Raw genomic sequence first — 21,310 nt, forward strand, 5'->3', positions numbered from 1 at the left:
CACGGCCACTTCGAGACAGGGCTGACCAATGCCTCAGATCGACCAGCTAGCCGCGACCTATTCCAGCCAGATCTTCTGGTTGCTGATCTTCTTCGGGCTGACCTTTTTCGTGGTCGGCCGGGGCATGGTGCCCAAGGTCATGGATACGGTTGCGCAGCGCGACAAGCAGATTGCCGACGACCTGCGCGCCGCCGAGCAGGCGCGCGACCAGGCCGATGCCGAAGAGGCCGCATGGCGCCAGCGTGAAAACGCGAACCGTGCGCAGGCCCAGGGCCTGATCGCCGAGGCGCGTGCCAAGGCTTCGGCCGCCACCGCCGACCGCCTTGCCGCCGCGCAGGGCACCATCGACGCCCGCATCGCGCAGGCCGAGGCCCGTATCGAGGAAGCCCGCCGTTCGGCGGCTGCCGAGATCGAGGACGTGGCCGCCGATGCCGCTCGCGACATCGTTGCGCGCGTGGCCGGCCTCTCCGTCGAGGACGCCGCTGTCCGCGCCGCCGTCAAGGAGAGCCTCGTCCATGGCTAATACGATGCTGCTGGCGCTTGCCGCCGCCGCTGCCGGCTCGCCCTACGACGCCGTGCACGCCGAACCCCGTCTGCTGGGCATTGCCCCGCCGATGGCCATCGTCAGTGCCTCGATGCTGGTGCTGCTGATCATTCTGGTCTGGAAGGGCGTCCCTGCGATGCTCGGCCGCGGGCTCGACGGCAAGATCGCCGAGATCAAGGCCCAGCTCGAAGAAGCCCGCACCCTGCGCGCAGAGGCCGAGGCGCTTCGTCATGAATATGCCGAGCGTATCGCCAACGCCGAAAAGGAAGCGGCGGCCATGCTCGAACATGCCCGTCACGAAGCAGGCGCCATCGTCGCCAAGGCCGAGGCAGACACGGCAGAGACGATCGCCCGTCGCGAGAAGATGGCCGAAGACAAGATTTCGGCTGCCGAACGCGCCGCCGTGATCGGTCTGCAGAACCAGGCCGCCAAGGCTGCCGCCGAAGCCTCGCGCATCGTCATCGCCGCCAACCATGGCGCCGATGCGGACAAGGGCCTCGTCGATCAGGCGATCGCCGGGATCTGATTTCCCGCAAGGTTCGCGAACGAACACGAAAGCCTCCGCCCTTCGGGTCGGGGGCTTTTTTGTTGGAGCGTTGAGGTGGTCTACTTCCGCCCCTTCTTCCATGCCGCGATCCGCGCTTTCGTAGCTGCGATCAATTCGTCCATCGTGGCCACCTGTTGTACGCCGTAGCGGGCGGCGGTGATATCGACATTGCCCTTGCGCCAGTAGCCTTGCGGGCACAGCACGATCAGCTTGCCGTCGTGGGCATGGAGGCCCAGTTCCATCAGGCTGACCGGGCTCTGCGTTCCGGGTGCGAGATACATTACGATCACGTCGGCGCTGTCGAGCGCGGCGAGTTCCCACTCCACCTGCTGACGAAAGTTCGGGTCCGAGGCTTCGGGCTTCCACGCCGGGTTCCAGTCCGCCCGGCGCGGGTTGAGCACGGTGACGTCCTGATCCTTGAGTGCGGCGATCAGCTCTGCCTGCCAGTCGGTGGCACGGCCCATGTCGATACTGCCGCCCAGGAACACGCGTGGGTGCGCGTGGTCTGCGGGCAGGGCCTGGGGCGAGGTCACGACGACCGGCGCAGCCCACACCGGGGCTGAAACCGCGCCGAGCGAGGCAGCGAGGAGAAGAGGGCGCAGCATCGTCGTCAGAACGTGTTCTTGGCGTCGCGCAGGGCCGCGAAGGTGGCGACGGCATCTCCCGTATGCCCGGCAGGCGCCCAGCGGCTCTGGAGGTCCGGTTCGTCGGCGCGCAGGAAGGGGTTGGTCGCCAGTTCGCGCTCCAGAACGGTCGGCACCGTGGCACGACCTTGCGCGCGGGCCTGCGTCACGTCGTCCGCATAGGCGGCGAGGGCTGCGTTCTCCGGATCGGCATGCAGCGCGAAGCGCGCGTTGCTCTGGGTATATTCGTGCGCGCAGTAGAGCAGCGTTTCCGGCGGCAGCGCCTTGATCCGCTCGATGCTCGCCCAGAACTGCTCCGCGGTCCCCTCGAACATGCGCCCGCAACCCAGCGCAAACACCGAATCGCCGACGAAGGCGATACCCGCCTCAGGCAGATGGTAGGCGACATGGCCGAGTGTGTGGCCGCCCACGTCGATCACGTCTGCCGTATAGGCACCGATGCGCAGCGTGTCGCCCTGCGAAACCGGCCGGTCGACACCTTCGATCTTCCCGGCATCGCCCGCGGGAGCGCTGATCGTGCAGCCGGTCGCAGCCTTGATAGCAAGGTTCCCGCCCGCATGGTCGCGATGCCAGTGGGTGTTCCAGATCTGCGTGATCGTCCAGCCCATGAGTCCGGCCTGTGCGAGGTATTCGTCCGCGTCAGGGGTGTCGATACACACCGTCTCGCCGCTGGCGGGATCGTGAAGCAGGAAGCCGTAGTTGTCGGACAGGCACGGGAACTGATGGACTTGGAGCGCGGTGGTCATGGGGGATCTCCTTGGAGGGGAGATCTAGGGGCTCAGTCCGTAATGGGGAAGGCGTCTTCTTTGTGTGAAGGCTTGGCAGCCTGCTCCATGCCTGCAAAGTCGAGGAGCGTCGTCGATATGAGGAGAAGATACCAGGCGGCATCGGTGACTCCGACGCCGGGGCTCGTCTGCGTCCACCATGCGTAGGCCCATGCGATCCAGCTCAAGAGTGCCAGTACGGTAATGGCGCGTCTGGATTTTGGAATCTTGCGCATAGTCTTGTGCTGCGAGGCAGTGTTTCGGAGTCTGCCTGCCAGAAGCAGCACAAAGGTCAGGACTGCGAAGGGAAGAACGGGAAGATGGATTGCCGCAAACCGACGCAGGCCAACGTCCGCCCATGCGAGAAGCAGGCAAGCACCTGCAATGGCGACCGCATGGCGACTGAGGAATGTCCCAAGAAGATTGCGCAATGCCATGGTGCAAAGCCTATCACATCTGCGCCAAAGCAAAAGCCCGCCCGGATTTCTCCGGACGGGCTTTTGTGTTCACCTGACGGTGAGGCTGGGTCCGATCTTACGAACGGCCCTTCAGAGCCTCGCCCAGGATATCGCCGAGCGAAGCGCCCGAGTCCGACGAACCGTACTGCTCCACGGCTTCCTTCTCTTCGGCCAGCTGGCGGGCCTTGACCGAGAAGTTCGGCTTCTTCGAACGATCGAAGCCGGTGACCATGGCGTCGAGCTTCTGGCCAACCTGGAAGCGGTCGGGGCGCTGCTCGTCGCGGTCGCGACCGAGGTCCGAACGCTTGATGAAGCCGGTGGCGCCATCTTCGCCAGCCTGGACTTCCAGGCCGCCGTCGCGGACTTCGAGGATGGTCACGGTCACGGTCTCGCCACGACGCAGGGTGCCACCAGCAGCGGCGATGCCGGCTGCCGGAGCGCCACGCTCAAGCTGCTTCATGCCGAGCGAGATGCGCTCCTTCTCGACATCGACATCGAGAACCACGGCCGAGACTTCCTCGCCCTTGCGGTGCAGGGCCAGAGCGTCCTCGCCCGAGATGCCCCATGCGATGTCCGACATGTGGACCATGCCGTCCACGTCGCCGTCGAGGCCGATGAACAGACCGAACTCGGTCGCGTTCTTGACTTCGCCTTCGACCTGCGAACCAACGGGGTGCTTCTCGGCGAAGGCTTCCCAGGGGTTCTGCTGAGCCTGCTTGAGGCCAAGCGAGATGCGGCGCTTTTCCGAATCGACCTCGAGCACGACCACTTCGACTTCCTGCGAGGTCGAGACGATCTTGCCGGGGTGGACGTTCTTCTTGGTCCAGGACATTTCCGACACGTGGACGAGGCCCTCGATGCCGGCTTCCAGTTCCACGAAGGCGCCGTATTCGGTAATGTTGGTGACAGTGCCCTGCAGCTTGGCGCCGACCGGGTACTTGACCGATGCACCTTCCCAGGGATCGCTCTCCAGCTGCTTCATGCCGAGGCTGATGCGCTGGGTGTCCTGGTTGATGCGGATGATCTGGACCTTCACGGTGTCGCCGATGGCGATCACTTCGCTCGGGTGGTTGACGCGCTTGTAGCTCATGTCGGTGACATGGAGCAGGCCGTCGATGCCGCCGAGATCAACGAACGCACCGTAGTCGGTGATGTTCTTGACCACGCCCTCGATGACCTGGCCTTCGCTCAGCTTGTCGATCAGCTCGCTGCGCTGCTCGGCGCGGGTCTCTTCGAGAACGGCGCGACGCGACACGACGATGTTGCCGCGGCGACGGTCCATCTTGAGGATCTGGAAGGGCTGCGGCACATCCATGAGCGGGGCGACGTCGCGGACCGGACGGATGTCGACCTGCGAGCCGGGCAGGAACGCGACGGCGCCGTCGAGGTCGACGGTGAAGCCGCCCTTGACGCGGCCGAAGATCACGCCTTCGACGCGCTTGCCTTCGCCGAACTCGTTCTCGAGCTTGTCCCACGCAGCTTCGCGGCGTGCGCGGTCGCGCGACAGCATCGCTTCGCCGTCGGCGTTCTCGACGCGGTCGACGTAAACTTCGACTTCGTCACCGACCTTGAGGCCGTGCTCGTCCTCGCCACGGGCGAATTCGCGAAGCGGCACGCGGCCTTCGCTCTTCAGGCCCACGTCGATGACGGCCTTGTCGTTCTCGATGGCGGTGATGGTGCCCTTGACGACGCGACCCTCGAAGCCGTCGTCGGCAGCGCCGCCGAGCTGCTCGTCGAGCATCGCCGCGAAATCGTCGCGGGTCGGATTGGCAGAAGTAGCCATTGGGTATCAGGTTCCTGTTTCGTACGATTTTACCGGCCAGGCGGTTTTCTCCGCCGGTCTTTCTCCGCAAGCCGCCCCATGCGACGTGCGGGCCAAAAGGGCCGAACTGCCGTGGCGACCGGATGCCGGACACGGCGCCCGTTCAGGCGCGAGGCCCGACCGGACCGGCGGCGCTTACGCCTGAGGCAGGCAAAATGCAAGGGATTTGGGGTGTGTTGGCGCCCCGGAATAGCGCGCGATATGGAAGGCGGGGTCAGTCCCGCGTCGTCGCCCTTGCCGACTCGACGATGGCAATGGCGCGGGCGATCGCTTCGTCGCGGCCAAGCTCGGAGGTGTCGAGCACCACGGCATCGTTTGCGGCGACGAGCGGGGCGTCCTTGCGGTTGCGGTCGCGCTCGTCGCGCGCGGCAAGGTCGGCGGCGATGTCCGCCAGCGCAACCTTGCGGCCCTGTCCCTGCATTTCGAGGAAGCGGCGCTGGGCGCGGGCTTCGACCGAGGCGATGACGAACAGCTTCGCGGCGGCCTCGGGGGCGATTACCGTGCCGATGTCGCGCCCGTCGAGCACGGCACCGCCGGGCTGGGTGGCGAAGCTGCGCTGACGTTCGTAGAGCGCCTGCCGGACTGCAGGATGCACCGACACTCGACTGGCAAGCCCGCCGCTGGCCTCGGAGCGCAGTTCGGGTTCGGCGAGCAGGGCATCGGGGAACGAACAGGCGGCAAGAGCTGCGGCGCTGTCGTCCGGATCGCCGCCGTCGAGAAAGCACTGATAGCCGACCGCACGATAGAGCAGGCCGGTATCGAGATGCGGCAGGCCGAAATGCGCCGAGAGCGCGCGGGCGATGGTGCCCTTGCCTGAGGCGGTCGGCCCGTCGACGGCGACGATCAGGTCGTTCATGCTGCCGCCAGCCCTTCGAGCATCGATTCGAATACCGGAAAGCTGGTGGCGATAGGGCGCACGTCGTCCACTTCCACGCCCTCGCGGCTGACGAGACCGGCGACGGCCATCGACATGGCGATGCGATGGTCGAGATGCGTGGCGATCTCGTGCCCCGAACCGCTGGCTGTGCCGGGCAGGCGCTCGCCACCGGTGCCGGTGATGACCATGCCGTCCTCGGTCTCGCGCACGGTGGCGCCTGCGGCTGTCAGGGCCGCCGCCATCACCGCGATGCGGTCCGATTCCTTGACGCGCAGTTCCTCAAGACCGGTGGTGGTGGTCACGCCGTCTGCCATCGCGGCGGCGACGAACAGCACCGGGAACTCGTCGACCATGGCGGGCACGATCGCGGGATCGACCGCGATGCCCTTGAGTGCCGAGTGCTTCACCAGCAGGTCGGCCACCGGCTCGCCGCCGACTTCGCGCTGGTTCACTTCCTCGATATGGCCGCCCATCTGGCGCAGCACCTCGATGATCCCGGCGCGCGTCGGGTTGAGGCCGACGTTCTCGATCAGAATTTCGCTGCCCGGCACGATCAGTGCCGCGACGATAAAGAAGGCTGCCGACGAAGGGTCGCCCGGAACCTCGATGGTCTGGGGCTTCAATTCCGCCTCGCCCCGGATCGAGATGACGCGCGCGCCGTCGCTGTCGGTCTCGACCGTAAGCTCGGCGCCGAAGCCGCGCAGCATTCGCTCGGAGTGGTCGCGGGTGGGGACGGGTTCAACGACAGTGGTGATCCCCGGCGTGTTGAGGCCCGCCAGCAGGATCGCGCTCTTCACCTGCGCCGAGGCCATCGGCAGGCGGTAGCGGATCGGCACGGCGGGCGAGGCGCCCTTGAGGATAAGGGGAAGGCGGCCGCCCTCTGTCGCCTCGAAGCTGGCGCCCATCGTTGAGAGTGGATCGATCACCCGGCCCATCGGGCGCTTGGAAAGCGAGGCGTCTCCCACGAAGGTCGCGGTGATCGGGTGGGTGGCGACAAGGCCCATCAGCAGGCGCGTCGAAGTGCCCGAATTGCCCATGTCGAGCGGGGCCTGCGGCTGCAGCAGCGAGCCTACGCCTACGCCATGGACCGACCAGGCGCCTTCGCCCGTGCGTTCCACCTGTGCGCCCATGGCGCGCATCGCAGCGGCAGTGGAGAGGACGTCCTCGCCTTCGAGCAGGCCCGTGACTTTCGTCTCGCCCACGGCCAGCGCGCCCAGCATGATCGAGCGGTGGCTGATCGATTTGTCGCCCGGAACCCGGATTCGGCCCTTCAGCGGACCGGAGGGCAGGAAGCGGCGAGGGCGCATCTGGGCGGGATCGGCGTGACTCACGAGGGCAGGTCTTTCCTAAGGGCGAATGTTAAGAGGCGAACGATGCCGCAAAACGGCGAAAATCGGGGCGGCTTTTGACAGCGGGGGCCGCCTATGGCAAGGCGCGCGCCCTGATGTGAGCGGAACGCTTGATTTTGCGCGCCGCTCTTTCCATCAAGTACAAAGATTTTCACGCCCGGGCCTGCATGCCCGCGCCATCTTCGAGGACTATTCATGGCAAAGCCTGAGTGGGGCGCCAAGCACGGCTGCCCGAAATGCGGCACCCGCTTCTACGATCTGGGCAAGGACGATCCGGTAACCTGCATCGAATGCGGCAATACCTGGAACCCCGAGCCGGTGCTCAAGTCCAAGCAGCCGATTCCTTTCGAGGAAATCCAGAAGAAGGAATCGGTCGAGCAGGAAGACACCGATCTGGCCGATGACGATCTGGACATCGACGAGGACGGCGATTCGCCCGACAACGATGTCGATCTCGGCGGCGACGACGATCTGGGCATCGGCGGCGGTGACGACGACGAGGATCACGACAACTGATCGGTTGATCCCCTGATCCAGCAAAAAGGGCGGTGCCGGTTCGGTGCCGCCCTTTTTTGTTTTGGAGGAGGTTGGTGGCGCCGTTCGCGGCTCTGGCGAAAAAAATTGCACCTTCGAATTTTTTCTCTTGCCAACTTTTTCCAGCCCGCTTAGAGGGCGGCCTCCCAAGCGGCGGTGCTTCTCCGGAACGCTCCAAAACGAGGGAAACAGGTTGCTCCCCCAGGGGTAACTGGTTGAAATGATTGGGGCCTTAGCTCAGCTGGGAGAGCGCCTGCATGGCATGCAGGAGGTCAGCGGTTCGATCCCGCTAGGCTCCACCATTTCAAATACATTGCAGTTTCGCATGATGCGATACGCTGGTTGACGAGGTTTCGTCCACCGGCGTTTTTCGCTATAACGCTCATGCATCAGCCGGTCAGCGAGGTTTCGCCCACCGGCTTTTTTGGCGTATTCACGCCGCTGGAAAGGTCCGGGCAAGTGACTCGGGCCGAACGAAGTTGAGGAACGGGTTTCATGTTCGACTCTCTTTCGGATCGTCTCGGCGGCGTCTTCGACAAGCTGCGCGGTCGCGGCGCGCTCAAGGAGCAGGACGTCCGTGACGCCATGCGCGAAGTGCGCATCGCGCTGCTGGAAGCCGATGTCGCGCTGCCGGTGGTCCGTCGCTTCGTCGATCAGGTGACGGAACAGGCCATCGGCCAGTCGGTGCTGCGTTCGGTCACGCCGGGCCAGCAGGTCGTCAAGATCGTCAACGATGCGCTGGTCGAGATGCTGGGCGGCGACAAGCCTGCCGATCTCGATCTGGAAGCCGTGCCGCCGGTCGTCATCATGATGGTCGGCCTTCAGGGTTCGGGCAAGACCACCAGCACCGCCAAGATCGCGCGTCTTCTCCGCGAGAAGCACGGCAAGAAGGTGATGATGGCCTCGCTGGACGTGAACCGTCCGGCGGCGCAGGAGCAGCTTCGCGTGCTGGGCGAGCAGGTCTCGGTCGCCACGCTGCCGATCATCGCCGGACAGCAGCCCACCGAGATCGCCACGCGCGCCATGCAGGCCGCACGCCTTCAGGCGGTGGACGTGCTGCTGCTCGACACCGCCGGCCGTCTCCACGTCGACACGCAGTTGATGGACGAGATGAAGGCGGTCGCGGCGATTGCCACCCCGCGCGAGACCCTGCTGGTCGTCGATTCGCTGACAGGTCAGGACGCGGTGAACGTCGCGCAGTCGTTCTCGGGCGAGGTCGATCTGACCGGCGTCGTGCTGACCCGTATGGACGGCGATGCACGCGGCGGTGCGGCACTGTCGATGCGCGCCGTCACCGGCAAGCCGATCAAGTTCGCCGGCACCGGCGAGAAGATGGACGCGCTCGAAGTGTTCCATCCGGGCCGCGTCGCGAGCCGCATCCTGGGCATGGGCGATGTCGTCAGCCTGGTCGAGAAGGCGGCCGAAGCAGTCAAGGTCGAGGAAGCCGAAGCCCTTGCCAAGCGCATGGAGCAGGGCAAGTTCGACATGAACGACCTGCGCACGCAGCTCAATCAGATGCAGAAGATGGGTGGCCTCGGCGCGCTGGCAGGCATGATGCCGGGCCTCAAGAAGGCCAAGGCGGCGATGCAGCAGTCGGGTATGGACGACAAGGTCCTGCTGCGCATGGATGCGATCATCGGTTCGATGACGCCCAAGGAGCGCGCGAACCCGGCACTGCTCAACGCCAAGCGCAAGATCCGCGTCGCCAACGGCTCGGGTACGCAGGTGCAGGACGTCAACAAGCTGCTCAAGATGCATCTCGAAATGGCCAAGGCCATGAAGCAGATCAAGAAGATGGGCGGCCTCAAGGGGCTCGCGGCGATGTTCGGCAAGGGTGGCCTTGGCGGTGCGATGCCGGGGCTCGATGGTCTCGCCGGAGGTGCAGGCGGGCTTGCTGGCGGTCTCGGCGGAATGCCGGGGCTCGGCGGTGGCGGCGCTCCCGATCTCAGCAAGTTTCTGAAGAAATAATCACACGTTTTCGAAAATTCACAGGAAGGTAGAATCACATGTCCGTTTCCATTCGTCTTTCGCGCGGCGGTGCCAAGAAGCGTCCGTACTACAAGATCGTCGTTGCCAACTCGACCGCGCCGCGTGACGGCAAGTACCTGGAGCAGGTCGGCACCTACAACCCGCTGCTCGCCAAGGACGACGAGAACCGCGTGCGTCTGGTCGAAGACCGCGTTCGCCACTGGCTGAGCGTTGGCGGCCAGCCGACCGACCGCGTTGCCCGCCTGCTCGACAAGGCCGGCATCAAGGAGCGCAAGGCTACCGTGAACCCGAAGCAGGCTGAGCCGGGCAAGAAGGCCAAGGAGCGTGCAGAAGAGCGCGCCGAGAAGATCCGTGAGGCCGAAGAGGCCGCTGCTGCTGCAGCTGCCGCTCCCGCCGAGGAAGCTCCGGCTGCCGAGGGCGCTGAGGAATCGACCGAGGCGTAAGTCTTGGCTTCCAGCTCGAAGGATCGCCCTGTCACGCTTGCCGCCGTCTCCGGCGCGCACGGCGTGACAGGCGAAGTTCGCCTCAAGCTGTTCGGTGAAGGCGTGGTGACGCTCAAGCGCTACCGCGCCTTCAACGATTCACAGCTCACGCTTTCCAAGCTGCGCGACGACGGCAAGGGCGGCGCCATTGCCCGCTTCGACGAGGTGAAGGATCGCACCGCTGCGGAGAAACTGCGCGGCACCGTGCTGACCGTTCCGCGTTCGGCCATGCCGGATCTTGCAGATGGCGAGTATTATCACGCCGATCTGCTGGGGCTTCCAGCGGTCTCGGACGAGGGACAGGCGCTCGGCGTGGTGATCGCGGTCGAGAACTTCGGTGCCGGCGACGTGCTCGAAATCGAGCGCGCCGAACCGGACGAGAAGGGGCGTCGCCAGCGCTTCATGGTGCCGATGATTGCTGCCGCCGTTCCCGAATGGAACGACGAGAAGCTGGTGATCGTCGCGGCCTTCGCCGAATAATGCGAGCTTCCCGATGACCTTCAGCGCCATTGTCCTCACGCTCTATCCCGAGATGTTCCCCGGTCCGCTGGGCGTCAGCCTTGCCGGGCGTGCGCTGGAGCGCGGGGACTGGGCGATGAACGCGGTGCAGATCCGCGACTTCGCGACGGACAAGCATCGTACTGTCGACGATACGCCTGCGGGCGGTGGCGCAGGGATGGTGCTCAAGGTCGACGTGCTCGCCTCGGTGATCGACCATGCGCGCACGATCAGCCCCGAGGCGCCGGTGCTGGCGATGACGCCGCGCGGGAAGCCGATCACGCAGGCGCGGGTCCGCGAACTCGCGGCAGGGCCGGGCGTGACCATCCTGTGCGGTCGGTTCGAAGGCTTCGACGAGCGCATCTTCGAAGGCCGTGAGGTCGAGGAGGTCTGCATGGGCGACATCGTCCTGTCAGGCGGAGAATGCGGCGCGCTGCTGCTGCTCGACGCTTGCATTCGCCTGCTTCCCGGCGTAATGGGCGCGGCTTCCAGCGGGACCGAGGAATCGTTCGAGGACGGTCTTCTTGAATACCCGCACTATACCCGACCCGTCGAATGGGAAGGGCGCACGATCCCTGAAGTGCTGCGATCGGGGGATCATGCGAAGATTGCTTCGTGGAGGAAACTCCAGGCGGAGCAGGATACTCGGTCACGCAGGCCGGACCTTTGGGAACGTCGTGGTGACGTTCGGGGCCGATCTGCCTCTGGCGCGCGGCAAAAGCATGAGGATACCAGGTGATGAACCTGATTCAGCAGATCGAAGCCGAAGAAATCGCCAAGGCCGGCAAGACCATTCCCGAATTCCGCCCGGGCGACACCGTCCGCGTCGGCGTGAAGGTCGTTGAAGGCACCCGTACCCGCGTTCAGGCTTTCGAAGGCGTGTGCATCGCGCGTTCGAACCGTGGCATGGGTTCGAACTTCACCGTGCGCAAGATGAGCTTCGGTGAAGGCGTTGAGCGCGTATTCCCGCTCTACTCGCCGAACATCGATTCGATCGAAGTCGTTCGTCGCGGTGTCGTGCGTCGTGCCAAGCTGTACTACCTGCGTGGTCGTACCGGCAAGCGCGCCCGTATCGCCGAGCGTCGCGACACCCGCGCGGAAGGCTGATCGTTCGGTCACGAACGACGCAGCCCTGCAAAGGCTCGTTTCAGGAAGGGGTGATCCGGTTTGCCGGGTCACCCCTTTCTTCTTGTGGTTTATCCGCAGTAAACCACGCATTTTACAGGCTTCGGGGCTGTGGATAACCGCGCAGGTGGTCAATTCGACCGCTTGAAGTTGGCGCTTGCTGTTTCCTAATGGGCAGGCGAGTCGGAGCGACGGGCGGGTCGCTCGTCCCTTTTGTCCTCCATTCGATGCTGCGAACGACGGAGAAACACGATAAACTGCGAGTTTCGGCCAGTTTAGGCTTTGACACCGTCGTCAAAATTGGCTCAATTCCGTGCCGTTCGAGAGGCAGCTGAAGTTTTTTCCCACCAACCATAGTTCCACTGAAAGGCTAGGGGGTTCCCATAATGAACAAGAACGATCTGATCAGCGCGGTCGCTGAAACCAGTGGTCTGACCCGCAGCGACGCCACCAAGGCTGTCGAAGGCGTGTTTGACGCGATCACCGGCGCACTGAAGGCTGGCGATGAAGTTCGTCTGGTCGGTTTCGGCACGTTCTCGGTCGCCAAGCGCAAGGCTTCGACTGGTCGTAACCCGCGCACCGGCGAGCCGATGGAAATCAAGGCTTCGGCACAGCCGAAGTTCAAGGCCGGCAAGGGCCTGAAGGACGCGGTCAACTAAGACCGATTGTTCCGGCGACCCGGCACTGCCTCCCGGGTCGCAAAAAAAAACGCCGCGCGAACTTCGGTTCACGCGGCGTTTTTTGTTGTTCGGGATATTCACCCTTCCAGGCTGGAGGGGAGGCGCCGTTACAGCGCCTCCGGGCGATTATCTCCTATTCGCCCTCGCTGGCGTCGATAACACGCGTGGCGACCGCGTAGAGCGAGATCGCGGCGGCATTGCTGACATTGAGGCTTTCCATCGCCTCGCTGATCGGCAGCTTGGCGATCGCGTCGCAGTGCTGGACGATGTTATGGCGCATGCCATCGCCTTCAGCGCCGAGCACGAGAGCTACCGGCCCGGCGGGCAGGGCGCCTTGCAGGGTCGATTTGGCCGCCCCGTCCAGACCGATGCGCCAGTAACCGGCCTCGGCGATGTCCTCCAGCGCACGGGCAAGGTTTACCACCCGCACCCAGGGCACCACTTCAAGCGCGCCCGAAGCCGATTTGGCCAACGTGCCTGATTCGGGCGGGGCATGGCGATCCTGCGTCACGATCGCGCAGGCGTTGAACGCCGCAGCCGAGCGCAGGATGGCGCCGACGTTGTGAGGGTCGGTCACCTGATCCAGCACCAGCACCGGGCGCGAGGCATCGCCATCGAGAACGTCTTCAAGGAAGATGTCTTCCAGCGGGTCGCAGTCGAGCACGAGGCCCTGATGCGGCGCATCGCGGGCAACGAGTCGTGCCAGATCGGCAGGCTGCGCCCATTCGACGGGGAAGTCGTCAGGCAGTTCGCCATCCAGTGACGCGACGCCTTCGCGTGTCGCCCAGAGCTTGCGGTGCTTGCGCTCCGGGTTTTTCAGCGCCGCTTCCACGGCGTGACGGCCCCAAAGGCGCACCGATCCGCTGCTTCCGCGACCGCTGCCGCGGCCGCCCTGCATGCGTCCGGCGCGGCCCCGCAGCGCGCCGCGCTTGCGCGTGCCGCCTTCGCCGGTGCCATTGTCGCGGGTGTCATCGCCGGATCCTCCATAGGTCCCGGCGCGACCACGGCCACGATTGCTCATCAGAACGTCCTTTCAGCAAAAAAATCGTAATTTCTCGCCCGCTCTGCCAGCGAGGGCATTGACAGGCAAGAGAAGCTTCGGCAAAGGCGCGTCTCCTCGGCACGGGGCGCTCTTCGGAACGCTCCAAATCGCGGATCCGAAAGGATTTGCAAGCCAGCAAGCTGGTGTGGACAGATGGCCGAGTGGTTAAAGGCAGCAGACTGTAAATCTGCCCGCGCAAGCGTACGTTGGTTCGAATCCAGCTCTGTCCACCACCAGCTTTTCTCGCTCTGAGAGCCGCCCCGCAAGGGGAAGCCCAGAGCGACAGCCTTTTTCCCAGAGCGCTTTTTTCCGGTTTGTACCCGGTCTCGTCGGCTCACATCTGCTCTTCGTGCCCGCGCCCATTGCGGTCCTTTCGCGGAGCCCGTAGATGCACACGATGTCCAACGATATTCTCGATAATCAGGGGCGCGGCGAAGCGTCCTGGCGCTGGCCGACGGTTCACCCCGAAGGCCGCAAGTTCGGTGCGATCGCCGGTGCGGTAGCGCTGGTGGTATGGATTCTGTGGGGGCCGTGGTTCGGCTGGCCGCTGGCCGTGCTCACTTACTGTGTTCTGGCGTTCTTCCGAGATCCGGTGCGTGTTACGCCGCAGGATGATTCGGCAATTGTTGCGCCTGCCGATGGCCTCGTTACGCTGATTCAGAAGGTTGCGCCGCCGCGCGAGATGACCATGGACGATGGCAGCGGCACGCGTCCGCTCGATGCCACGCCGGTCACGCGCGTCTCGATCTTCATGAGCGTGTTCGATGTTCACATCAACCGCACGCCGATCGGCGGCACCGTGCGCCGCGTCGTCTACATTCCCGGCAAGTTCGTGAATGCCGACCTCGACAAGGCGAGCGAGGAGAACGAGCGTCAGCATATCCTCGTCGAGCGCAGCGATGGCGTGCGGATCTGCTTTACGCAGATTGCAGGTCTGGTCGCGCGCCGCATCGTGCCGTTCGTCAAGCCGGGCGATATTGTCGCTGCCGGTCAGCGCGTAGGTCTGATCCGCTTCGGCAGCCGCGTCGATGTCTATCTGCCGGCAGGCACCGAGCCGCTGGTGCTGATGGGGCAGAAGATCGTTGCGGGCGAAACCGTGCTGGGCCGTATCGGCACGGACAATGTGATTGAAGGCATCGCGCAGTGATCGATCGCGGGGAGAGCGGTCAGGCGGCGGATGGCTTCGAGGACGATATGCTCGACGATGCCGCTGACATGTACGATGCCCGAGGTCGCTGGCCGCGTCGGCGTCTTGCTGCGGGACTGTCGGTTCGGGCCATCGTACCCAACGCGATCACGGCAGCGGCGCTCTGCTCCGGCTTGACCGGTATCCGCTTTGCGATTGCCGGAGATTTCGAAAAGTCGGTGCAGGCGGTGATCGTTGCGGCGCTACTCGACGGGATCGACGGGCGCGCCGCGCGCCTGCTCAAGGCCGAGACCCGCTTCGGTGCGGAACTTGACAGCCTTGCCGATGCGATCTCGTTCGGTGTGGCGCCGGCGCTGATCGTTTACCTGTGGACGCTCAATGCTCTGCCGGGGCTGGGCTGGATTGCGGCGCTCGCTTTTGCCATTTGCTGTGTTCTGCGTCTGGCGCGCTTCAATGCGCGGCTCGACATGCTGGACCAGCCGCACAAGTCGGCGGGGTTCTTGACCGGCGTTCCGGCACCGCTGGGCGCTGGCCTGGCGTTCCTGCCGATGTACCTGTGGATCGGCACCAGCCGTCCCGAGTTCGCCAACCCTGTGGTGGTGAGCCTGTGGATGCTGATCAACGCTTTCCTGATGATTTCGAACCTGCCGACGCTCAGCTGGTCGCGTCTCAGTCCGCCGCGCGGTGTGCGTATCGGACTGATCGCGCTGGTCGGCCTGACCGTCTCGGCGCTGCTGATCGAGCCCTGGCTGACGCTGGTCGGCCTGACGGTTTTCTACCTCGCGCTGCTGCCCTTGGGCCTGATCACCTATCTGCGCGTCAAGCGGCAAGGTTTTCCGGCGAAAGCCACTCCAGCCGAGGCGAGCGTACCGTTGCCGGGCGACGGCGCCCACTGATCCCGCGCGGGCGTGGGGCCTGTGCCGAGGTCGGCAGGGCCACGCGCTCGACGCGCTTCCAGGTGACGACCAGCTCTTCGGAGCAATGCGCGATGCGGCTGCCGAGGCCGAGCGCCCTGCGGCCATGGGTCAACCATGCCAGAGCGATGACGAGCCCCGAGAAGAGGGCTGCGAGCGTGAAGAGGCTGGCGGCGAACGCAGTCATGACCTGATCCTTTGCCTTCGGGCTCCATCGCATTGTCCAATGCGGTCTGCCACTGGGTGATTGGTACTTGGTTCTCTGAATGTTCCGATGTGCCGTTGTTCGGTTTTTGTTCCATCCTTGTCAAGCAAAATGCGGAACAAGGGTGGAACAAGCTTTATGTCTCAAGAAAGAACAACGCGATTTTAGGGCGTTATCCGGTTTACGCGGCATCGTCCTGACGGTGGCGGGTCTGATGCAGGCGATGCGTGACGGGCTTGGGAATCGCCTTGTGATGGCGCCCCGAGGGGTTCGTGCCAGCCGGTTTGTCTGCTTGCCCGGATGCACGGACCCTCTGACGTCGCGTATTGGCCTGACGGCCACGCGCGGTATCGAGCCAGTGCGCTTCGAGGTGCAGCGGTTCCTGCCGCCTGAGCCATTCGCGGTAGAGGGTGTGGATGGCCGACCCGTTGGCAAGCACTGTCCGGCGGACCAAGACGATGCAGATCACGGCAGCGGTGGCGAACAGGATCAGGGCGAGGGCGGTCATCGAGGTTCCTTTCCTGCAATCGCAGTCATGATGCCCCCGAATGGCCACCTCGGGCGACCATTCCCCCTTTCCATCTCGTCCGACCCGGAGGGCGGACTGTCTTTGCGATCCGTTAACTATTGCGTGTTTTCCACAGGTGAAAGCCGCAGCAATGGCCGCGTTCCCGGCTTGTCGCGATTTACCGGGCATCTCGCGGCGGCAGGTGTGGTGGCTGCGGTGAATTGGTGCTGGCGTTGGCGGGCATTTGCGCGTAAGGGGCCCGCGTTCGATCCCTTGGCGCCGAATTGTCGGTACGCGAATCGGGTCGGCACTCCACATGGGATGCACACATACCGGTGCCGCAGCGGATCAGGGCCTTCGGGCTACCGCACGGTTCCAGCATCCCAGAGGTTGAACCGGAAAAGGAAGTATTTATGGCGGCTCCCGTCGTTACCATGTCGCAGCTGATCGAAGCTGGCGCACACTTTGGTCACCAGACCCACCGTTGGAACCCGCGCATGAAGCCGTACATCTTCGGCGCGCGCAACGGCATCCACATCATCGACCTGTCGCAGACCGTGCCCCTAATGGCCCGCGCGCTCGACTTCGTTTCGGCCACCGTGCAGGCTGGCGGCAAGGTTCTGTTCGTCGGCACCAAGCGCCAGGCGCAGGAGCCGATCGCTCAGGCTGCCAAGGCTTGCGGCCAGCACTACGTCAACCACCGCTGGCTGGGCGGCATGCTCACCAACTGGAAGACGATCTCGCAGTCGATCAAGCGCTTCAAGGCGCTGGAAGAGCAGCTTTCGGGTGACACCGCCGGTCTCACCAAGAAGGAAGTCCTTCAGCTGACGCGCGAGCGCGACAAGCTCGAGCTGTCGCTCGGCGGCATCCGCGACATGGGCGGCATCCCGGACGTGATGTTCGTGATCGACGCCAACAAGGAAGACCTGGCGATCAAGGAAGCCAACACCCTGGGTATCCCGGTTGTGGCGATCCTCGACTCGAACGTCTCGCCCGAGGGCATCGCGTTCCCGGTTCCGGGCAACGACGACGCCAGCCGCGCCGTTCGCCTCTACTGCGAGGCCATTGCGCAGGCTGCGACCAAGGGCCACCGTGACGGCGTGATCGACAGCGGTATCGACCTCGGCGCCATGGACGCCCCGGTCGAGGAAACCGCCGAAGCCTGATAGGCTCCCGGCGACGACAACTTCGTCGTGGAATTGTCGCGCGCCGGGTCCACGAGGGCCCGGCGCGCAACCCATATTCAGGGTCCCGTACTTTTACGGGAATGAACCTAACGGGCCTCCTTTGTGCGGGGCCTGACCAGACAAGAGGATTTTGAGCGATGGCTTACACCGCAGCAGACGTGAAGAACCTGCGTGAGCGCACCGGCGCCGGCATGATGGACTGCAAGAAGGCCCTCGACGAAACCGGTGGCGATCTCGAAGCCGCCGTGGACGCGCTGCGCGCCCGCGGTCTGGCCGCTGCCGCCAAGAAGTCGAGCCGCACCGCCGCTGAAGGCCTGGTCGGCGTGGCCGTCACCGGCACCCGCGGCGTTGCCGTCGAGGTGAACTCGGAGACGGACTTCGTTGCCAAGAACGACCAGTTCCAGGACTTCGTGCGCAAGACCACCGAAGTCGCGCTGGGTGTGGACGGCGATGACGTCGAAGTGCTCAAGGCTGCTGCCTATCCGACCGGCGGCACCGTCAGCGACGCGCTGACCAACAACGTCGCGACCATCGGCGAGAACCAGCAGGTTCGCCGCATGAAGACGGTTTCGGTCTCGGAAGGCCTGATCGTTCCCTACATGCACAACGCCGCCGCACCGAACCTCGGCAAGATCGGCGTGCTCGTCGCGCTCGAATCGTCGGCGCCCGCCGACGTGCTCGACACGCTGGGCAAGCAGATCGCCATGCACATCGCTGCAGCTTTCCCGCTCGCACTGAACGCTGACGACCTCGACGCCGATCTGATCGCTCGCGAGCGCAAGATCGCCGAAGAGAAGGCTGCCGAATCGGGCAAGCCGGAAGCCGTGCAGGCCAAGATGGTCGACGGTGCGATCGCCAAGTACGCCAAGGAAAACGCACTGCTCTCGCAGCTGTTCGTGATGGACAACAAGACCCCGATCGACCAGGTCGTGGCGGCTGCCGGCAAGGAAGCCGGTGCCAAGATCGTCCTCAAGGACTTCGTGCGCTTCCAGCTCGGCGAAGGCATCGAGAAGGAAGTCACGGACTTCGCCGCCGAGGTCGCCGCTGCTGTTGCAGGCTGATCGTCGGGGCTGATCCTTCGGGATCACCGAAATCGAAAAGGGCCGGGGAGCGATGGCTTCCCGGCCCTTTTTCTGTGCCCTCGGGCCTCGTGGTCTACGCCGCGTCCGTTTTCCTACAGGGCATCGTTCGCGGTAGGATGCCGGGCGATGGACCTTGCCGCCCGCCTCTTGCCGAACGATGCCGACTTTCACCCTGCGGGGGCAGGTGTGCTTGTGCGCAACGCTGCGTGCGAAGTGTCACCTTGCGGGGATGGCAAGGCGACACTTCCGGCGGGCAAGGTGACAGCTAAAGGGCTGAAATCCGCCGGTTCAGGCCAAGGTGACATTTCGGCCCTGAACCGTGTCAACTGTGTCAACCAGAGTGTCACCTTGCGATGTGGCCTGCTGTAGCGGCGGGGGCTTCAGTAGGCGGCGGTGAAGCGTGCCCGGCCGTGCTTGTGGGCCTCCAGTTCGTCGACCATGGCGATGGCGTAGTCGGCGAAGCTGATGCGGCTCTCGCCCTGCGCATCGGTGACGAGGTGATCGGTATCGGTGCGATAGTGGCCGGTGCGTTCGCCCTCGAAGATCAGCGCGGCGGGCGAGAAGAAGGTCCAGTCGATGTCGGTCGTCGTTTTGAGGACATCGAGAAAGGCGATGCCGCCCATCGCCATGGGCTTCCACTCTGCCGGGAACTCCGGCGAATCGATCAGGCGCTGGCCATCGGGGCCGAGCAGGCTGGCCGCGCCGCCCGTCACCAGCAGGCGGGGAACCCCGGCGCTGCGGATGGCGGAGAGCAGTGTTTCGGCGGTCACGTCGAAATGCAGCGCGCTGATAACGGCATCGCACCTGGCGATCAACGGGGCGAGGGCTTCGGGATCGCTGGCATCGGCCGCAAGCGGTGTGATTCCCGAGGCAGTCGGGATCTTCTCCGGGTGACGGGCGAGGGCGAGCACCTCGTGACCGCGCACTGCGGCTTCGAGGGCGATCTGCGATCCGGCGCGGCCACTGGCGCCGAGGACGGCAATCTTCATGAAGTGTCTCCTTGGTGGTTACTGATAGTGACCAGGTGTGATAGAGAGTGCGCCCATGCAAGAAGGCACTTTGCTCGCACCGGGTCACCCGGAAGTAACCACGCTGGACCGCGTGGCCCCTTTGCGGGCGCCCGATGTCTACGCTGCCGACTGCCCGACGCGGCAGTTGCTCGACCGGGTGGCCGATAAATGGAGCGTGCTGATCCTGACCACGCTGGGCGGAGGGGAGATGCGCTTCAACGCACTGCGGCGGCGGATAGAGGGGATTTCGCAGAAGATGCTCAGCCAGACATTGCGCTCGCTGGAGCGGGACGGGCTGGTGCTGCGTCAGGTGGTGCCCACGGTGCCGGTTTCGGTCAGCTACGCCATCGCGCCGCTGGGTGCCGAACTGCTCGATTCGCTGCGCGCGATGATCGACTGGGCCGAGCGGCGGATGGGGCAGGTGGCGCTGGCGAGGGTGGCCTACGATGTCGAGATGGAGCGTCTGAACGGCTGAGCGGAGAGGCCTCCATGGTCCAGAGGAGCGCCTTCCACAGGGCAACCCCTTGGCAAGGGCGCCGCACGCTCCTACAGCCGGGGCCGTCTGTCCCCCAGGAGAACCTGAAACCATGAGTGCCCCCCGCTACAAACGCGTCCTGCTGAAGCTGTCGGGTGAGGTTCTGATGGGCAGCCAGCCCTTTGGTATCGACCCGGACTTCGTGTCCGAGATGGCCAAGGAAGTGAAGGCGGCCAAGGAGACCGGTCTCGAGGTCTGCCTCGTCATCGGCGGCGGCAATATCTTCCGGGGTATGGCCGGTGCTGCCAAGGGCATGGACCGCGCGCAGGCCGATTACATGGGCATGCTGGCGACGGTAATGAATGCGCTGGCGATGCAGAATGCGCTGGAGCAGCTCGGCGTGGAAACGCGCGTGCAGTCTGCGGTGCAGATGGATCAGGTCTGCGAGCCGGTGATCCGCCGCCGTGCCGAGCGTCACCTCGAAAAGGGGCGAGTGGTGATTTTCGCGGCAGGCGTCGGCGCACCGTACTTCACCACCGATTCGGGCGCGGCCCTGCGCGCCGCCGAGATGAAGTGCGACGCGTTGCTCAAGGGCACCAGCGTCGATGGCGTCTATGACTGTGATCCCAAGACGAACCCGGCTGCGACCCGTTACGATACAGTCGATTATGACCGTGTCCTCGCCGACAATCTGAAGGTGATGGATGCCTCCGCCGTGGCCCTGTGCCGCGACAACGATATTCCGATCGTCGTGTTCTCGATCCGCGAGAAGGGCAATCTGGCCCGCGTTCTCGCCGGTGAAGGCACCCAGACGCTCGTCCAAAAAGGAGCCTGAACCATGGCAAAGTACGACAAGGCCGATCTCGAGCGTCGCATGAGCGGCGCGATCGAAGCGCTCAAGCATGACCTCTCGGGTCTGCGCACGGGCCGCGCGAACACCGCGCTGCTCGAACCGATCATGGTGACGGTCTATGGCAGCGCCATGCCGATCACGTCGGTCGCCACACTCTCGGCCCCTGAGCCGCGCATGCTTTCGGTGCAGGTGTGGGACAAGTCGAACATCGGCCCGGTCGAAAAGGCGATCCGCTCGGCAGGGCTGGGGCTCAACCCGATCAACGACGGCAACACGTTGCGCCTGCCGATCCCCGACCTGACCGAGGAGCGCCGCAAGGAGCTGGCCAAGCTCGCCAGCTCCTATGCCGAGAAGGCCCGCGTTGCCGTGCGCAACGTTCGCCGCGACGGTATCGAGAACCTCAAGGCGGACGAGAAGAAGAAGGAAATCTCGGAAGACGAGCGCAAGCGCGGCGAAACCGAGGTCCAGAAGCTGACCGACGACATCATCAAGTCGCTGGACGAAGTCTTCGGCGCGAAGGAAAAGGAAATCCTCGGCAAGTGATGTCGGGTTTCTGCGGGGTGAGGGAGGCCTG

26 protein-coding genes and 2 tRNA genes are annotated in these 21,310 nt (G+C 64.6%); 18 read left to right on the forward strand and 10 right to left on the reverse strand.

Features of this window, described 5'->3' with window-relative positions:
* The first annotated feature begins 28 nt into the window (after nt 1-28).
* The gene (locus AC3EC3_RS02535) at nt 29-523 is read left to right on the forward strand and encodes a F0F1 ATP synthase subunit B (protein ID WP_260921575.1); all 495 of its coding nucleotides are present in this window, start codon (nt 29-31) and stop codon (nt 521-523) included.
* The gene (locus AC3EC3_RS02540; protein WP_488488124.1) at nt 516-1,070 is read left to right on the forward strand and encodes a F0F1 ATP synthase subunit B family protein; all 555 of its coding nucleotides are present in this window, start codon (nt 516-518) and stop codon (nt 1,068-1,070) included. The genes AC3EC3_RS02535 and AC3EC3_RS02540 overlap by 8 nt, the downstream gene beginning before the upstream one ends.
* Nucleotides 1,071-1,150: 80 nt before the next feature.
* On the opposite strand, the gene AC3EC3_RS02545 is transcribed toward AC3EC3_RS02540, so the two are convergent.
* The 6 genes from AC3EC3_RS02545 to aroA form a co-directional block, all read right to left on the reverse strand.
* On the reverse strand, nt 1,151-1,696 hold the full coding sequence (locus AC3EC3_RS02545) for a nucleoside 2-deoxyribosyltransferase domain-containing protein (RefSeq protein WP_488488125.1): 546 nt from the start codon (nt 1,694-1,696) through the stop codon (nt 1,151-1,153).
* A gap of 5 nt (nt 1,697-1,701) precedes the next feature.
* Nucleotides 1,702-2,481 carry a hydroxyacylglutathione hydrolase gene (gene gloB, locus AC3EC3_RS02550; RefSeq protein ID WP_488488126.1) on the reverse strand — a complete coding sequence of 260 codons (780 nt, stop codon included), beginning with the start codon at nt 2,479-2,481 and terminating at the stop codon, nt 1,702-1,704.
* 32 nt (nt 2,482-2,513) lie between these two features.
* Nucleotides 2,514-2,936 carry a hypothetical protein gene (locus AC3EC3_RS02555; RefSeq protein WP_488488127.1) on the reverse strand — a complete coding sequence of 141 codons (423 nt, stop codon included), beginning with the start codon at nt 2,934-2,936 and terminating at the stop codon, nt 2,514-2,516.
* Between the two features lie 97 nt (nt 2,937-3,033).
* Nucleotides 3,034-4,740 carry a 30S ribosomal protein S1 gene (gene rpsA, locus AC3EC3_RS02560; protein WP_488488128.1) on the reverse strand — a complete coding sequence of 569 codons (1,707 nt, stop codon included), beginning with the start codon at nt 4,738-4,740 and terminating at the stop codon, nt 3,034-3,036.
* Nucleotides 4,741-4,993: 253 nt separating this feature from the next.
* Nucleotides 4,994-5,626 carry a (d)CMP kinase gene (locus tag AC3EC3_RS02565; RefSeq protein WP_488489174.1) on the reverse strand — a complete coding sequence of 211 codons (633 nt, stop codon included), beginning with the start codon at nt 5,624-5,626 and terminating at the stop codon, nt 4,994-4,996.
* 5 nt (nt 5,627-5,631) lie between these two features.
* A complete protein-coding gene (aroA, locus tag AC3EC3_RS02570; protein ID WP_488489175.1) occupies nt 5,632-6,963 on the reverse strand; it encodes a 3-phosphoshikimate 1-carboxyvinyltransferase in 1,332 nt (443 codons plus the stop codon).
* Nucleotides 6,964-7,200: 237 nt separating this feature from the next.
* On the opposite strand from aroA, the gene AC3EC3_RS02575 reads away from it, so the two are divergent.
* The 8 genes from AC3EC3_RS02575 to AC3EC3_RS02610 all read left to right on the forward strand — a co-directional run bounded on the left by AC3EC3_RS02575 (nt 7,201) and on the right by AC3EC3_RS02610 (nt 12,292).
* Nucleotides 7,201-7,521: an FYDLN acid domain-containing protein gene (locus AC3EC3_RS02575; RefSeq protein ID WP_260921591.1), complete on the forward strand. Its 321-nt coding sequence runs from the start codon at nt 7,201-7,203 to the stop codon at nt 7,519-7,521.
* A 244-nt stretch (nt 7,522-7,765) separates the two neighbouring features.
* Nucleotides 7,766-7,841 (forward strand) — tRNA-Ala (locus tag AC3EC3_RS02580).
* Nucleotides 7,842-8,034: 193 nt separating this feature from the next.
* The gene (gene ffh, locus AC3EC3_RS02585) at nt 8,035-9,507 is read left to right on the forward strand and encodes a signal recognition particle protein (RefSeq protein ID WP_488488129.1); all 1,473 of its coding nucleotides are present in this window, start codon (nt 8,035-8,037) and stop codon (nt 9,505-9,507) included.
* Between the two features lie 38 nt (nt 9,508-9,545).
* On the forward strand, nt 9,546-9,971 hold the full coding sequence (gene rpsP / locus AC3EC3_RS02590; protein ID WP_260921601.1) for a 30S ribosomal protein S16: 426 nt from the start codon (nt 9,546-9,548) through the stop codon (nt 9,969-9,971).
* Nucleotides 9,972-9,974: 3 nt separating this feature from the next.
* The gene (gene rimM, locus AC3EC3_RS02595) at nt 9,975-10,490 is read left to right on the forward strand and encodes a ribosome maturation factor RimM (protein WP_488488130.1); all 516 of its coding nucleotides are present in this window, start codon (nt 9,975-9,977) and stop codon (nt 10,488-10,490) included.
* Nucleotides 10,491-10,503: 13 nt separating this feature from the next.
* Nucleotides 10,504-11,247 (forward strand): tRNA (guanosine(37)-N1)-methyltransferase TrmD, encoded by a 744-nt coding sequence (gene trmD / locus AC3EC3_RS02600; RefSeq protein WP_488488131.1) that lies wholly within the window; start codon nt 10,504-10,506, stop codon nt 11,245-11,247.
* Nucleotides 11,247-11,615 carry a 50S ribosomal protein L19 gene (gene rplS / locus AC3EC3_RS02605; protein WP_260921607.1) on the forward strand — a complete coding sequence of 123 codons (369 nt, stop codon included), beginning with the start codon at nt 11,247-11,249 and terminating at the stop codon, nt 11,613-11,615. The genes trmD and rplS overlap by 1 nt, the downstream gene beginning before the upstream one ends.
* Nucleotides 11,616-12,019: 404 nt before the next feature.
* On the forward strand, nt 12,020-12,292 hold the full coding sequence (locus AC3EC3_RS02610; protein ID WP_260921609.1) for an HU family DNA-binding protein: 273 nt from the start codon (nt 12,020-12,022) through the stop codon (nt 12,290-12,292).
* A gap of 154 nt (nt 12,293-12,446) precedes the next feature.
* Here the strand turns inward: AC3EC3_RS02610 and AC3EC3_RS02615 are convergent, their stop codons facing one another.
* Nucleotides 12,447-13,211: a TrmH family RNA methyltransferase gene (locus AC3EC3_RS02615; protein ID WP_488489176.1), complete on the reverse strand. Its 765-nt coding sequence runs from the start codon at nt 13,209-13,211 to the stop codon at nt 12,447-12,449.
* A 291-nt stretch (nt 13,212-13,502) separates the two neighbouring features.
* Here AC3EC3_RS02615 and AC3EC3_RS02620 point away from each other — a divergent pair.
* The 3 genes from AC3EC3_RS02620 (at nt 13,503) to AC3EC3_RS02630 (ending at nt 15,398) form a co-directional block, all read left to right on the forward strand.
* Nucleotides 13,503-13,588: transfer RNA gene (locus tag AC3EC3_RS02620), tRNA-Tyr, on the forward strand.
* A gap of 164 nt (nt 13,589-13,752) precedes the next feature.
* Nucleotides 13,753-14,502 carry a phosphatidylserine decarboxylase gene (locus AC3EC3_RS02625; protein ID WP_488488132.1) on the forward strand — a complete coding sequence of 250 codons (750 nt, stop codon included), beginning with the start codon at nt 13,753-13,755 and terminating at the stop codon, nt 14,500-14,502.
* A gap of 68 nt (nt 14,503-14,570) precedes the next feature.
* Nucleotides 14,571-15,398, forward strand: a complete 828-nt coding sequence (locus tag AC3EC3_RS02630; RefSeq protein ID WP_488489177.1) for a CDP-alcohol phosphatidyltransferase family protein — start codon at nt 14,571-14,573, stop codon at nt 15,396-15,398.
* Here the strand turns inward: AC3EC3_RS02630 and AC3EC3_RS02635 are convergent.
* Entirely contained in the window at nt 15,322-15,603 is a 282-nt protein-coding gene (locus AC3EC3_RS02635) for a hypothetical protein (RefSeq protein WP_488488133.1), read from the reverse strand. The two genes, AC3EC3_RS02630 and AC3EC3_RS02635, sit on opposite strands and share 77 nt — an antisense overlap.
* A gap of 199 nt (nt 15,604-15,802) precedes the next feature.
* A complete protein-coding gene (locus AC3EC3_RS02640; RefSeq protein ID WP_488488134.1) occupies nt 15,803-16,129 on the reverse strand; it encodes a hypothetical protein in 327 nt (108 codons plus the stop codon).
* A 413-nt stretch (nt 16,130-16,542) separates the two neighbouring features.
* Here AC3EC3_RS02640 and rpsB point away from each other — a divergent pair, with 413 nt between their 5' ends.
* Together rpsB and tsf are read left to right on the forward strand one after the other, a co-directional pair.
* Nucleotides 16,543-17,295 carry a 30S ribosomal protein S2 gene (gene rpsB / locus AC3EC3_RS02645; RefSeq protein WP_488488135.1) on the forward strand — a complete coding sequence of 251 codons (753 nt, stop codon included), beginning with the start codon at nt 16,543-16,545 and terminating at the stop codon, nt 17,293-17,295.
* A 158-nt stretch (nt 17,296-17,453) separates the two neighbouring features.
* Nucleotides 17,454-18,377: a translation elongation factor Ts gene (tsf, locus tag AC3EC3_RS02650; RefSeq protein ID WP_488488136.1), complete on the forward strand. Its 924-nt coding sequence runs from the start codon at nt 17,454-17,456 to the stop codon at nt 18,375-18,377.
* 401 nt (nt 18,378-18,778) lie between these two features.
* Here the strand turns inward: tsf and AC3EC3_RS02655 are convergent, their stop codons facing one another.
* Nucleotides 18,779-19,387 (reverse strand): NAD(P)-dependent oxidoreductase, encoded by a 609-nt coding sequence (locus AC3EC3_RS02655; RefSeq protein ID WP_488488137.1) that lies wholly within the window; start codon nt 19,385-19,387, stop codon nt 18,779-18,781.
* Nucleotides 19,388-19,442: 55 nt separating this feature from the next.
* Here AC3EC3_RS02655 and AC3EC3_RS02660 point away from each other — a divergent pair, with 55 nt between their 5' ends.
* From AC3EC3_RS02660 to frr, 3 genes are all read left to right on the forward strand, one after another.
* Entirely contained in the window at nt 19,443-19,883 is a 441-nt protein-coding gene (locus AC3EC3_RS02660; RefSeq protein WP_488488138.1) for a winged helix-turn-helix transcriptional regulator, read from the forward strand.
* A 112-nt stretch (nt 19,884-19,995) separates the two neighbouring features.
* The gene (gene pyrH, locus AC3EC3_RS02665) at nt 19,996-20,718 is read left to right on the forward strand and encodes a UMP kinase (protein ID WP_260921622.1); all 723 of its coding nucleotides are present in this window, start codon (nt 19,996-19,998) and stop codon (nt 20,716-20,718) included.
* 3 nt (nt 20,719-20,721) lie between these two features.
* On the forward strand, nt 20,722-21,279 hold the full coding sequence (gene frr, locus AC3EC3_RS02670) for a ribosome recycling factor (protein WP_260921623.1): 558 nt from the start codon (nt 20,722-20,724) through the stop codon (nt 21,277-21,279).
* Nucleotides 21,280-21,310 lie beyond the last annotated feature (31 nt).

It is taken from the genome of Novosphingobium sp. BAM6, assembly GCF_057784955.1.